The sequence below is a fragment of the Dyadobacter pollutisoli genome, assembly GCF_026625565.1.
GTDB classification, from domain to species: domain Bacteria; phylum Bacteroidota; class Bacteroidia; order Cytophagales; family Spirosomataceae; genus Dyadobacter; species Dyadobacter pollutisoli.
Map to the genome: position 1 here is coordinate 4,563,152 of NZ_CP112998.1, position 13,565 is coordinate 4,576,716.

Genomic DNA, 13,565 nt, shown 5'->3' on the forward strand with positions numbered 1-13,565 from the left:
TGTACTGATGCCGAGTTAAGAAAAGGAAGATTTACTTATAAATTAAAAAAACTTCAACCGAAAGTTGAAGTTAAAACTTAGTCCACTCATTTTGTTGAAAGCAGTAAGAAAATTTACGTTTCTTACTGCTTTCGTTTATGCTATTTTATTTGTCCCAGCAAAAAAAATTGGGATGGCTCAGCACCATCCCAATTCAAAGACATCCGCACTTTTAATATTTAAAAGTTTGCAACTTTACCCGTATCCCACCATAGGCGGGTAGCGATATCGTCTTTCGCGCCAGCACCCATTTTTGTCACAGCATCTGCAACGGCGGCAGTGTTACCGGTTCTCTCGGCATTTACAAATGGCATCCTTTTGATCCACTCTGTTGCCGGAATAGCGCCCCAGTCGCCATTACTGTCATTTTTGGCCACATGTGGTATTTTAGGATAGCCAGTGCGCCTGAAATCGACCCATGCCTCCTGCGTATTGGTGAAGGTGTTCAGGTATTTCTGAGTAATGATCTTTTCCAGCTTCAGCTCGTCAGAATCTGCGTTGTTCCATGCCACTGTAATGGTGGAGGCAGTAGTGAAATTGTTACGGGCGTCGATCGGGTCTACATAACTGATTGGCTTGCTCGTAGCGTCGGCAAGATAGGCATCTACGCCACCCGCACCCCAATCGGCGAAGGAGAGTTTGATACCTTCTTCGTAGTTGGTTTTGGGGTCGCCCGCACCAGCCCAGCCTCTAAGTCCGGCCTCTGCTTTAAGGAAGGCCACTTCCGCTGCCGTGAAGTTTCTTCTGGTCTGCACTGTCTGGAAATCTTCGCTCACTTTTGAGAAAGGCACATGATCCGCTTTTGCTTTAATGTAAGCACCATTCCGAACGCCTTTGTATGGCATCGTCGGGTGATCAGCGTACAATGCAGCATTAGTCATTGGAGCAAAATATTTGGATATGCGGCCATCTTTTAAGCCGACCAAAAACGATTCCATTACAGCTCCCATACGGGTATCATCCCATTCGTAACAGATCTGAGCAACTGGTATCTTGTTACCATTCAATGAGTTGACAAAATTATCAGCATTGGTGGTTATTAGGCCGGCAGGATCGGCCAGGGCTTTTTCCCCCTCGGCCTTAGCCATTGCCGGATCCACCTTTGAAAGGCGCATAGCCAATCTCAGGCGTAGCGAGTTTACTACTTTCTGCCACCGAGGAATGCTGCCTCCATAAAGAGATGGGTCGAATTTTTTGTACCCCGAATACTCTTTGTTGGCGTTAAAGTCAGTCTGGATAGAATCCAGCTGCTTAAAGAAAAGCGGATACAGATCCGACTCCTTGTCGTACGGAATTGAATTAGCGGAAGAACCGTATTGGGAATAAATTACCGGCCCGTGTACACCCGTCAATTTGGACACAGCGAAAACACGGATCAATTTAGCCCAGGTCGCAAACATTGGCAAATTGTTGTCTTTTGCCAGCTGAATTACCTGCTTCGAAGGCGACATCACGCTGCCATATACCCGGTTCCAGTAGGTATTCCATCGGATATAGTAAGTCGTATTGTTCACATTCCCCACGAAGTCCGTCGGCGTGCCCATATAGCCCATCCAGTTGTCGGAACATAGATCCTCTTCGATCTGGTGACCGTTCAAGTTGAAGATCATGTTGGAAAATGGAGAGCCTACAAGATTAAAATCTTGTTTAAGTACTTCATCCGAAATTTGATTCGGGTTCTGGTTTGTCTCTATAAAATTATCGGTACACGCCGCGAACGCAATCACGGATACCAGTGCTATAATTATTTTTTTCATGTCAATGATTTTAAAGCTTTTAGAATGAAAACTTCAGGTTCAGCCCATAAGATCTTGTAGATGGCAAACCAAACACGTCAGTGGACGTCATAGAGTTGTTGGTGCTCATAGCTTGCTCAGGATCGAAAGGTGCTTTTTTATAGAAGAAGAATAAGTTCCTTCCTACGAAAGAGATTGAGGCGTCCTTAAATACCGGGTTTGTGCCTTTGCTCTTGAAATTGTAGCCTATCACAAACTGTCCTAACCTGACGTTTGTTCTTGAGTACACATAAGGTTCCATGATCTTATTTCTGTCGCCGATGGCAGAATAATAGGTATACGGAGCAATGGAAGTAACCGCTGCGCCTTCGGGCGTAACCGCGTTTATGGGAACTGATCCTGCATCTCTTGCCTCCGCAGACCTTTCACTCACACCATAAGAATCTAGGAATGCCTCTGTCTTTGAAAACGCAACGCCACCGAATTTACCATTAACCAGGACGCTGGCGAAGAAGTTACGGTAAGTCAGATTGTTGGTCCATCCCAGCAAAAGCTTAGGATTTACGTTACCTACAATTGTTTGTGTCGCCGCCTTGGTTGGGACACCATTTTTATCCAAAATAATTTGTCCAGCGTCATTGCGGGCGAATTTGTAAATGTAGACATCATTGAAAGACCCGCCTGCTTTGATGATCGACGCAAAACCCTCATTGTCGCCACCTACCTGATAGTTAGGATTTGACGCGATCAATTCTACTATCTTGTTTTTGTTCTGTGAGGCATTGATCGCAGTAGTCCAGCTGAAATGATCTGTACGGAATGGTTCTGCAGTAAGAGTTAGCTCAAACCCACTGTTTTCGATCCTTCCCGCATTGACATAGTAAGTTGTATATCCCGAACCCGAAGGTGCTGCCAGTGAAAGGAACTGATTGGTGCTGGCGCCGCTGTAATAGGTAAAGTCAAGCCCTAACTTGTTGTGAAAGAACTTGGATTCCAGACCGTACTCGTTGGCTACAATTTTTTCAGGTTTCAAGTTTGTAAAGGGCACCTGCGTGGGTCTGTTGATACCACCTATACCGGATGGACCACCAGCACCGCCGATAGTACTCAAGGGAAGCACCCGGTTATAAGGTACTTCGTTTGCTGTTTGCGAAAACGAAGCCCTCACTTTCAATAACGATATGGCCTTGGGCAAATCAAGCATCTGGCTAATCACGGCAGACCCTCCAATAGATGGGTAAAAGTAGGACTGATTACCGGTAAGAGCCAAGGTGGACGCCCAGTCATTACGTCCTGCGAGATCCAGAAACAGGAAGTCCTTATAACCAAGAGATAAGTTGGCAAAAGCACCTTGCTTTATGGTATTGCTATAATCCGGATGATTATTGAAAATTACGTTGTAAGGCATATTCGCAAACGTAAATACGTTGGGATACTGCAACGATACCGTACCATTGTTCACGGTCATTCCATCGAAGTATTTGTTTTTCTGATAACTAAGACCAGCCAGCGCAGTTAAACTGAAATCGCCCAGGCTCTTGTTATAGGTAAGGATACCATCCGTGTATATGGACTGATCTGTGTATTTTGCGTAGGCCCATGTACCGTTCGGGCTGACACTTACAGAGTTACCACCCGCTGCGTAGCGCTTATCATCCAAAACATTATTGTAATCGATGTTGGCTCTTACGTCAAATCTGAGATTCTCAACGATATCATACGAAAGTTTCACATTGGCAATAAGCCTTTTGTAAGACTGCAATTTTGGATCCTTGTTAAGTTCCCAGTAAGGATTGTTCTGCTTTTCTTCTGTCGAATACCAGTTCATCTTATCCATATTCCTGGCCTCGTTGAATACCGCGTAGTTATCTTTATAGTTGTTGAAGTCGCGGTCTCTGGCGAATAAATACAGACCCGTCAGCGGGTTGTTATAATAACCTGCACCCGGGCGGTTTTTGGATACTTCAGAAGATAGGATCACACCAGAGCTGATCGTCATCTTGTCATTCAGCATTTTGGTGCTTTGTCTGAACGAAAAGTTATTTTTCCGGTAGGTATTAGTTGGCATGACACCGTTGGAAGAAATATTCGCGTAAGAGAAATATACGCTCGTCTTAGCATTCCCGCCAGTGATTCCCACCGAGTTGGTAAAGGTGGTACCAGTCCGAAAGAAGTCCTCGATATAATCCTTCTGATAATTGTCCGATTTAACCTCTGGAGTTCCTACTGGCGTCCAGCTATAATCACCACCCACAGTTCCATAACGATACTGAAATTTAGGAAGACCGGATACTTTTTCCAGGACTGCACTGGAATTGAAATCAACAGACAATTTGCCTTCCTTGCCTTTTTTAGTTGTGATTAAGATGACACCATTGGCACCTTGGCTACCATAAAGTATAGAAGCATTTGCCCCCCTCAATATGCTGATACTTTCGATATCAGCAGGGTTAATAGCAGAAAGACCGTCACCACCATCTGTTCCACCATAAGAACCTGGTTGCGCACCTTTGTTATTGACCATGGGAATACCGTCGATTACGTAAAGAGCCTCACTTGATCCCTGCAACGATTTATTACCCCTAAGGACTGCCCTGGTGGAACCGCCTGCACCTGAGCTACTCACTTTTATATCAATACCAGCGGCCTTACCATTTAAGGCATCAACAAAGTTGGTATTGGCAGCTTGCCGCAATTCCTTCCCTCCGATTTGCTGCGTTGCATAAGTTAGGGCTTTCTTGTCTCTCTGGATACCCAAAGCTGTTACGACAACTTCTTCAAGATTGGCCGCATCCGGCACCATTTTCACATCCAACGAGCTGCGACTACCCACACTTAGCTCTTGCTTTAGATAACCAATAGAACTAAACACAAGGACATCCCCGTCCTTTACAGCAGTTAGTGAGTAATTACCTTCTGCATCCGCATTGGTTCCTCTTGTGGAACCTTTCACCGTCACTGAAACACCAGGCAGACCCTGGTCTTTTTCGTCCGTCACTTTACCGGTCACTGTTCTGTCCTGGGCGAAGACTGATAAGGAGGTTAAAAGCAAAACAAGCACGAGCGGGATCATTCCCTTCCCTAAGGCTCTAAGTAGCTTTTCTTTCATAACTTAATAAATTAGTAAATTAATAATTGGTTAAATTTGGTATAGGCCGAATAATTGCCACGCAACGGTCCAGATAGAACAAATATCTTAAAATATTTGATAATTAAATAATTTTAAGAACAACTGGGTTTATTTATAACTTTTTAATATACGTCAGTGATTAAACGTCTTATATAAACTGAAAGCACCTTCAGCATCTGTGTTTGTTCCGCGCGTCGTACCTTTAATCAGGATGTTGGCACCTGGCAATCCCGAGCCATTTTCATCAGTGACCTTACCGGTAATCTGCCGGTCCTGGGCCTCTGCTGTGCAAATGAAAAATGCTACTTGCACCAGTGTAAGTAGCATTAACCGTAAAGTTTTTCTCATAGGTAAAAGATGGGTTTATTGAATATTCATGAAATTTAAATCTAATTCGGAAACATTGCAATTTATTTTGAGAATTTTAATTGTACTAAACTAATATTCTGAATTTATAAGCCATCAAAGCACTAAAAGTCCGATACAAGACCGTATAAGAAATTTTATTTGTCTAAATTACATTTAAAGAAATCAATAATATTTCGCTGCGTGCTCGAAACACCAATTAACATTTGGCCTTCTTCAAATTGTTTTGCTTGGCAGCACAGGGATTGAACATATTTTGTGTAACCGCAATGAAAGAGGTGCGAAACTGCTCCAAACCCGCGGGTCCCGCAGATGAGAACTAGTATTATTGTAAGATAGAGGTTCGAAGGGTATGCAGTCGTTATTCGTATTTACGCCATATTCCGAGGATCGCGCCGGTAATTGCGTACACGAGCACACTCACACCTCCGTCGATCAGCGAGAGCAGTAGCGGCCGCATGGAGAACATATCTTTGACGATGGTTTCAAACAAAACGAACACCACACCAAAGAGCAGGCCGGTTAGAAAACCGACGAGTAAAGATTTAACAGGGATTTTGGTAAAGACCCACGCCATCGTGTAGGCCATGAAGGAAGCGGAAACAATGCTGGCCAGGTAGGGTACCGGACTGGTAGCGGCTTTGATCTGCTCCATTGTGAAGCCATTTAAAGCCATCCATTTTTCTGAAAAAGCACTATACCACAAGGCTGGTATTACTTGCCCAATCACCACACATACAAGCACGGCCCAAAGATTGACAGATTGTTTTCTCATGTTTTGAGTGTTTTATTCAGTCATCGAAAGGAACTCCCTAGATTCAAATATAAGGTTTAAAAATTAATTGTGCTTTTTATTTAGACGATATAACAAAATCTATATTGCGCTTCAAACCTTCATATTTAGTACGTTTTACAGGGGAACGTCTGAAAATTTCACGAAAAATTTCTTCCGTAATTTCCTGCCAGTCATTGTTGGTAAAGCCTGCCAAACTTTCCGGCAATGCAAACTCACTGGTTGTGTGTGGTTTGGAAAAGCGGTTCCAGGGACACACGTCCTGACAGATGTCACAGCCGAATATCCAGTTGCCAAACTTGCCCTGAACCTCCTGCGGGATCGAATCCTTTAATTCAATGGTATAGTAACTGATGCATTTACTGCCGTCCACGACAAAGGGCTCCGTAATGGCATCGGTCGGGCAGGCGTCGATACAGCGCGTACAGGTTCCGCAGTAATCCTGCACCGCGCCATCATAGGCAAGATCGAGATCGCAGATGATTTCTCCTATAAAAAAGAAGCTGCCCATGTCGCGGTTCAGGAGGTTGGAATGTTTCCCGATCCAGCCCAATCCGCTTTTTGCGGCCCACACTTTGTCCATGACCGGTGCAGAGTCGACGAAAATCCGGCCGCTCACCTCCCCAATCTCTCCCTGAACGGCTAGCAATAAAGAGGCCAGCTTTTCCTTTAGTATATAATGGTAGTCTGTTCCGTAAGCGTACTTGGAAAGTTTGAGGTCGTCTTCTCCCTCGGGAAGTCTTTTTTCGGGATAATAATTGAGTAAAACAGAGATCACGCTTTTCGCACCATCGACGAGCTTCCGGGGATCGAGCCGCTTTTCGAAATGGTTGGCCATATAGCCCATAGCCCCGTGTTGGTTACGGTTCAGCCAGTTTTCAAGCCTCGGCGCCTCGTTTTCGAGGAATTCCGCCTTTGAAATACCGCAAAAATCAAAACCATTTTCAATGGCCTTCGCCTTGATAAACTGACTCCTTTCCTGCCTTACGATATCATCTGTAGTCATATTGCAAAGTTACGAAATGCTTGTAAAATGCCATCTTGTCAGTATTTTAGGCCTGGCAAAATAATTTAGAGGGTAAATGGCTATTGCAAAAGGTACATTACCAAAGAGAATTATGCCGGAAAATACAGACTTCAACATAGATCAAGACAAAAATTACGAAATGAACGAGGAACAAGCCCCATTGGAAACTGACAATCTGGTAAATGAAGAGCATACCGAAACTTCCAATTCTGTGCCACTCGACAACGCAGGCCAGGAGATTACTGGTGCGGCACCCGCCGGTGAGGCGCCCTCGGGTGAGGCGCCCGTAGCCGAAACTAACCCATTAGATGCTGCCAAAATTGAAATTGCTGAACTGAAAGACAAGTATCTGCGCCTATATGCCGATTTTGAAAATTTCCGCAGACGCACAGCGAAAGAAAAACTGGAAATGATATCCGGTGCAAGCGCCGACATGGTCAAAGTTATCCTGCCTATCGTGGACGATTTTGAACGTGCCAAGGTTTCTTTCGACTCATCAACTGAGATTGACGCGCTGAAAGAAGGCGTTGACCTGATTTACACCAAGCTTTTTAAAACCCTCGAATCCAAAGGCCTGAAAGCCATGGAGTCAAAAGGAGAAACTTTTGATGCTGAAATTCACGAGTCTATCGCGCAGTTCCCTGCTCCTTCCGAAGATCTCAAAGGAAAAGTGATCGATGAGATTGAAAAAGGGTACTACCTGAACGATAAAGTGATTCGCTACGCAAAAGTGATCGTTGGCGCCTAACATTACGCTGGCCGCGGAACAAGATATATTAGCAATTTAAAATGGCAAAGAAAAGAGATTATTACGAAATCCTTGGGGTAGATCGCGGCGCAGCTGCTGACGACATTAAGAAGGCTTACCGCAAGCTGGCAATCAAGTTTCACCCGGATAAAAATCCTGACGATCCTACTGCTGAAGACAAGTTTAAAGAAGCAGCGGAGGCTTACAGTATCCTGAGTGACGAAAACAAACGCCAGCGATATGATCAGTTTGGTCATGCAGGTGTGGGTGGTGCGTCGGGAGCAGGTGCTGGCGGGTTCAGTGGCGGAGGGTTCTCAATGGACGATATTTTCTCTCAGTTTGGAGATATTTTCGGAGATAGCAGTCCTTTCGGAGACATTTTCGGACGTCAGGGCGGTGGAAACGGACGCCGGGTACGTAAAGGTTCCGACCTCAGGATCAAACTGAAACTGAACCTGGAAGAGGTTGCCAACGGCGTTGAAAAGAAAATAAAAGTCAAAAGACACGTTACCTGTAATACCTGCGGTGGAAACGGCGCGAAACATGGTACTTCGCTGACCAACTGTAATTCCTGTAACGGGACTGGGCAGGTTCGGAAAGTAGTGAGCACTATGCTAGGCCAGATGGTGTCGACAAGTACTTGCCCTACCTGTAATGGTGATGGTAAGATCATCAGCGAGCGTTGCGATTCTTGTGCGGGAGAAGGAAGACTGTTACAGGACGACCTGATCACGTTGAACATTCCGGGCGGTGTTGCGGAAGGCATGCAGCTTTCGATGTCGGGCAAAGGTAATGTACCAACCCGTGGTGGCGTGGCTGGCGACCTGCTGATCGTCATTGAAGAAGAAGAGGACGCATTGCTGAAACGTGACGGGAACAATGTGGTATTCGATATGCACCTGAGCTTCATTGATGCAACACTGGGCACTTCGGTTGAAATCCCGACCATTGACGGTAAAGCGAGGATCAATATTGAATCGGGTACGCAGGCTGGAAAGATACTTCGCCTGAAAGGAAAAGGTATCAAGGACCTGAACGGCTACGGAAAAGGTGATCAGCTGGTCCACATTAATGTATGGACACCTCAGCAATTATCATCCGACGAACGTGAAACGCTCGAATCACTGAGACATTCTCCTAATTTTCAGCCTAAGCCAGGCAAGAATGAAAAAGGATTTTTCGATAAAATGAAGGATTTCTTCCATTGAAATTCCGGATCGTATAAATATTGACAAAGGCCGTTGCATTCGTGGAACGGCCTTTTATTTGCTCCCGAAATCGCATACCTTAATATTATAGTAATCCGGGGGGCGAACCAATTCGTCCCGCGACAGCATTATGATACTAATATGTATTTCTTGTTATCATATCAATAAACTGAAATCACACAACCATGATAAAACCCATTCTATTATCCATTGCCCTACTCTACGCTCCAATGCTCTTTTCACAGTCTGCTGCCCCTGCTGAACTCACTTTTGCGACTTATAATGTCAGTATGGAGGCTGAGAACTATGTTCCGAGAGGTACCAAAGGTATCTCTGAACAGGTTTTGGTCAAAGAACTTGCTTCGGGCACCAATCAGCAGATCCGCAACATTGCCCGCATTATCAAGACTGTCCGGCCGGATGTGATACTGCTCAATGAATTTGACTATGTAAAAGACCCGCAAGCCGGCGTTTTGCAATTTGTAAAAGCATACCTGAAAGACGATTCTGACGGTTCAAAAGGCATTGACTACCCTTATTACTACTACTCCACAGTGAACACCGGCCAGCCAAGCCCATACGACCTGGACAACAATGGCAAAGCCGAGCAGTTCGGCGCAGATGCCTGGGGTTTTGGAAACTATCCGGGACAATACGGAATGGTACTTTTATCGCGCTACCCTATTGATGTCAACAATGTGCGGACATTTCAAAATTTCAAATGGAAGGACATGCCTGGCGCATTGAAAACCACTAAACCAGACGGAACCGATTGGTATCAGCCAGAAGCCTGGGCAAAGTTTCCGTTATCCTCCAAATCACATTGGGACATTCCGGTACAGGCCGGAGGCAAGATCATCCATATACTCGCAAGCCACCCTACCCCTCCTACTTTCGACGGTGCCGAAGACCGTAACGGCAAGCGCAATCATGATGAGATAAGATTCTGGCGGGACTACATCAGCACGAATACCAGTACTTACATTTATGACGATAAGGGCCACAAAGGCGGCCTCAAAGCCAATGCCAACTTTGTAATCATGGGTGACCAGAATGCATCTCCTGACGAAGGCAATGCACTTACTGCCGGAATAAGATCATTACTGAGCCATCCTGCGGTTAATAATGATATGCCCCCGTCGAGCAAAGGCGGAGCAGAACATACCAGTGCCAATGCATTTGCCAAGAATCACACTGCTTTCTGGAGAATGCGTGCAGACTATGTCCTACCTTCCAGAAAAGGCTTCAAAATCATCGATAGCGGCGTTTTCTGGCCACCGAAAGGTGAACCGATGGCGGAGTTGGTGGAGAAGCGGGAGTCTAGTTCAGATCACCGGTTGGTTTGGGTGAAGGTGAAAGTAGATTAATTGAAAATTATAAAACGAAAACGGGGAAATGGTCAGACCATTTCCCCGTTTTCGTTTTATAATTTGTCATCCTGAGCGCAGCGGCGGCCGCTGCGCTCAGACAATTATTACTGAGCTGCGCCACTGCCATACATATTAAACGCCGCCAGGTGTTTTTGGAACATGGCTTCGTATTTCTTAGCGGCTGCTTCCTGTTTTGCTTCGCGGCATTCCTGCACGATGATCTGCATGATGTATAGGTACACATTGCTGTCGCGACGCTTGGTAGTGCCATTGTCTTTTGCCCAGGTAAGTACTTCATCTGCACGCGTAGCCATGGTTTCGGCAATTTCCAGTGCTCTTTTTGTTTCTCCAAGATCAAACAATGGCCCTATGAAGTTGGCCGAGAACTGATCGTAAGGAATGCTCTTGTCTGGCATCGTCGCTAATGACTTATCAATCGCCTTCTTAGCCTCGTCTTTACGACCATCAGCAATCAACTGACCGGCCAAACGAAGAAACGCGATGCGTGCAGTAGCCACCGGAGAGCCCAGGTATGTATTGTCGTAATACGTGTTTGGATTATCCAGGTCACGCCAGAACATTTTGGTCATCAGGTTCTTGTACATCACATCCGCATTTACGTAACCGTCGCTTGCACCAGGTACTTTTACCGGTAACAAACGATATGCATAACCTTCCAGCTGCATGTATTCTTTCAGATTCAGGTAGCTTGAACCGCCCAGTGTCGACGAGAAATAGATCGGACGCTTCCAGTCATTGGTAGCAATGATATCCAGCATGATCAGGTCTGATTTGTACAAATCACCTTTCCCGATTGTCCAGCTGATAGAGTCGCTCACAAATGGAAGCAAGTCGCTTTTGATGATATTCATCTTTTTAACCGCCTCTGCATTCACAGGTAGGAAAAGAACAGACGACGGCAAGATGGAAGTCATATCGCCGCTGGTCAATGGAACCTGGATCGCTTTGTTTTCTTGCTTCACCAATCCCATGTATTCTTTCAGGTTGATACCGTCCTTCACACTTGGAATTTCATAAAACGGCACAATGTCGTTTTTACCGAAAGCATAATTGTTTTTATCCAAAGAAATCGGAAGCGCTTCTGACAAATACGTTTTACGTTTCATCTGGTCAATGTACCAGTCGGTGCCGAGCAAGCTGAGGTTACACACGCGCACATCGGTACGGAAGCCTTCCACTTCCTGAACATACCACAAGGGGAATGTATCATTATCGCCGCCTGTAAACAAGATCGCATTGGGCGCGCATGAATTCAACAGGTTTTTGGCAAAATCAACTGAATGATAACGGTGGTCACGGTTATGGTTATCCCAGCCTTTTACCCCCATAATAACAGGTACTACCAGGCAAATACCGGTCGCAACACCTGCACGGGCTGTTGCGCTCTGAACAAATTTGCTGATCGCATCGGCAATGGCGATCACCCCAAAACCAATCCAGATACAGAAAATATAGAAAGAACCCACATAAATGTAATCCCTTTCACGAGGCTCTGTCGGCGGTGAGTTAAGGTATACTACCAGGGCAACGCCGGTCAGCACGAATAACAGTCCAAGAACCAGCAAATCGCGTTTTTGACGGAAATAAACAATTACCAATCCAAACAAACCGAGAATGAACGGCAGCATGAAGTAGTTATCGTGCGCCTTGTTGTTAGCGATAGGCGCGGGATATTTTTTGGCAACGTCCCACGGCAGCATATTTCCTGCTCCTTCCTCATCACTTTCACGGCCTACAAAATTCCATAGGAAATACCGCCAGTACATATGCCCGATCTGATACGAGAACATGAAGGACAGGTTATGTGCCATATTAGGTTTCTGCCCCTCTGCCAAACCGGTCATTTGCTGATAAAGCTGCGGGTGACCGGGCTGCGTGCTGTACATACGAGGCAAAAGCATGCTGCTGCCTGGCTCATATTCATACTCAGGACGGTAATCGTAGATCGCATACTTACCATCCTGCTTCCGGTACATTGGCGCACCGCGCTTCTGGCTTACCGGACGGGACACGAACGATGGACCATACAATAACGGACGGCTACCATATTGCTCCCTTTTCAGGTAAGAAACGAAGCTCAGGACATCATTAGGGTTGTTTTCGTTGATCGGCGGATTGTATTCAGCACGTACCAAAACCATCAGGTAACTCGCGTAACCGATCAGGACGAAAGCCAATGAAAGCAAGCCTGTATTGAGTAAAACATTAGCCTTTTTGTGAGAATAACGAATTCCCCAGATAAGCGCCCCAATGAATATAATGATAAAGAAAATCACCCCGGACTTGTAAGGAAGCCCCAGTGAATTCACGAAAAATATCTCAAACTTACCCGCAATGCTTGGCAACCCTGGAATGATACCAGAGTTGATAATCCCCAGAATCACTAAGCCACCTATAAATGCCAAAATACCTCCAAATACGCTGGGTTTTGGGTATTTTTTGAAATAATAAACCAATGCAAGCGCCGGAATCGTAACCAGGTTCAATAAGTGGACACCGATAGATAGGCCGACCAGGTAGGCGATGAAAATTAACCAGCGGTTTTCGGCAGCAGGATCTTCCACTCGTTCCCATTTGAACACTGCCCAGATCACAATAGCTGTAAAGAAAGACGACATACCGTAAACCTCCGCTTCCACGGCCGAAAACCAGAATGAGTCGGACCATGTGTAAGCCAAAGCACCGACGATGCCGGAACCCAATAACAGGACTATATCGCCCTGAGTAAGCTCTTCTTCGGTTTTAGAAATCAGTTTGCGAGCCAGCAATGTGATCGTCCAGAATAGGAAAAGGATCGTAAATGCGCTGCTCATGACCGAAACCATGTTGATCCAGTAAGCCACATTGGTGAGGTCACCGAATGCAAAAAGTGAGAATATCCGGCCTATTAAAAGGAAAAATGGTGCTCCCGGAGGGTGAGGCACCTGTAATTTGAATGCACAAGCTATAAATTCTCCGCAATCCCAAAAACTTGCGGTCCGCTCGACCGTAAGTGAGTATGTGACTAATGCGATTGCGAAAACTATCCAACCCGTAAGGTTGTTGGAACGGTTGAAACGGGTCATCTGAAAGACGGTAAATTTGAAAAAGTTATATGCACGATCCGCAAAGATGGCAACTCTTATTG

At 45.5% G+C, this 13,565-nt stretch carries 9 protein-coding genes; 3 read left to right on the forward strand and 6 right to left on the reverse strand.

All coding sequences use genetic code 11. The features are described 5' to 3' along the window. Positions 1-218: 218 nt before the first annotated feature. The 5 genes from ON006_RS18700 to queG all read right to left on the reverse strand — a co-directional run bounded on the left by ON006_RS18700 (position 219) and on the right by queG (position 7,070). Complete coding sequence (locus ON006_RS18700) at positions 219-1,796, reverse strand: SusD/RagB family nutrient-binding outer membrane lipoprotein (protein ID WP_244820894.1); 1,578 nt, start codon at positions 1,794-1,796, stop codon at positions 219-221. Positions 1,797-1,815: 19 nt separating this feature from the next. Next, complete coding sequence (locus tag ON006_RS18705; RefSeq protein WP_244820895.1) at positions 1,816-4,884, reverse strand: SusC/RagA family TonB-linked outer membrane protein; 3,069 nt, start codon at positions 4,882-4,884, stop codon at positions 1,816-1,818. 153 nt (positions 4,885-5,037) lie between these two features. Then, a complete protein-coding gene (locus tag ON006_RS18710; RefSeq protein WP_244820896.1) occupies positions 5,038-5,253 on the reverse strand; it encodes a carboxypeptidase-like regulatory domain-containing protein in 216 nt (71 codons plus the stop codon). Positions 5,254-5,632: 379 nt separating this feature from the next. After that, positions 5,633-6,046, reverse strand: coding sequence for a DUF1761 domain-containing protein (locus ON006_RS18715; protein WP_244820897.1), 414 nt, complete (start codon positions 6,044-6,046; stop codon positions 5,633-5,635). A gap of 76 nt (positions 6,047-6,122) precedes the next feature. Continuing rightward, entirely contained in the window at positions 6,123-7,070 is a 948-nt protein-coding gene (queG, locus tag ON006_RS18720) for a tRNA epoxyqueuosine(34) reductase QueG (protein ID WP_244820898.1), read from the reverse strand. A gap of 112 nt (positions 7,071-7,182) precedes the next feature. Between queG and ON006_RS18725 the strand changes: the two genes are divergently transcribed. The 3 genes from ON006_RS18725 (at position 7,183) to ON006_RS18735 (ending at position 10,414) form a co-directional block, all read left to right on the forward strand. Continuing rightward, positions 7,183-7,839, forward strand: a complete 657-nt coding sequence (locus ON006_RS18725) for a nucleotide exchange factor GrpE (protein ID WP_244821182.1) — start codon at positions 7,183-7,185, stop codon at positions 7,837-7,839. Positions 7,840-7,880: 41 nt separating this feature from the next. After that, positions 7,881-9,047, forward strand: a complete 1,167-nt coding sequence (gene dnaJ, locus ON006_RS18730) for a molecular chaperone DnaJ (protein ID WP_244820899.1) — start codon at positions 7,881-7,883, stop codon at positions 9,045-9,047. Between the two features lie 185 nt (positions 9,048-9,232). Beyond that, positions 9,233-10,414: an endonuclease/exonuclease/phosphatase family protein gene (locus ON006_RS18735; protein ID WP_244820900.1), complete on the forward strand. Its 1,182-nt coding sequence runs from the start codon at positions 9,233-9,235 to the stop codon at positions 10,412-10,414. Positions 10,415-10,521: 107 nt separating this feature from the next. On the opposite strand, the gene ON006_RS18740 is transcribed toward ON006_RS18735, so the two are convergent. Beyond that, positions 10,522-13,503, reverse strand: a complete 2,982-nt coding sequence (locus tag ON006_RS18740) for a glycosyltransferase family 117 protein (protein WP_244820901.1) — start codon at positions 13,501-13,503, stop codon at positions 10,522-10,524. Positions 13,504-13,565: the final 62 nt, after the last annotated feature.

What these genes read in the sequence shown, in the direction of transcription:
- ON006_RS18700 (WP_244820894.1), bottom strand. Translation starts at nt 1,796, where the DNA reads ATGAAAAAAATAATTATAGCACTGGTATCCGTGATTGCGTTCGCGGCG.
- ON006_RS18705 (WP_244820895.1), bottom strand. Translation starts at nt 4,884, where the DNA reads ATGAAAGAAAAGCTACTTAGAGCCTTAGGGAAGGGAATGATCCCGCTC.
- ON006_RS18710 (WP_244820896.1), bottom strand. Translation starts at nt 5,253, where the DNA reads ATGAGAAAAACTTTACGGTTAATGCTACTTACACTGGTGCAAGTAGCA.
- ON006_RS18715 (WP_244820897.1), bottom strand. Translation starts at nt 6,046, where the DNA reads ATGAGAAAACAATCTGTCAATCTTTGGGCCGTGCTTGTATGTGTGGTG.
- queG (WP_244820898.1), bottom strand. Translation starts at nt 7,070, where the DNA reads ATGACTACAGATGATATCGTAAGGCAGGAAAGGAGTCAGTTTATCAAG.
- ON006_RS18725 (WP_244821182.1), top strand. Translation starts at nt 7,183, where the DNA reads ATGCCGGAAAATACAGACTTCAACATAGATCAAGACAAAAATTACGAA.
- dnaJ (WP_244820899.1), top strand. Translation starts at nt 7,881, where the DNA reads ATGGCAAAGAAAAGAGATTATTACGAAATCCTTGGGGTAGATCGCGGC.
- ON006_RS18735 (WP_244820900.1), top strand. Translation starts at nt 9,233, where the DNA reads ATGATAAAACCCATTCTATTATCCATTGCCCTACTCTACGCTCCAATG.
- ON006_RS18740 (WP_244820901.1), bottom strand. Translation starts at nt 13,503, where the DNA reads ATGACCCGTTTCAACCGTTCCAACAACCTTACGGGTTGGATAGTTTTC.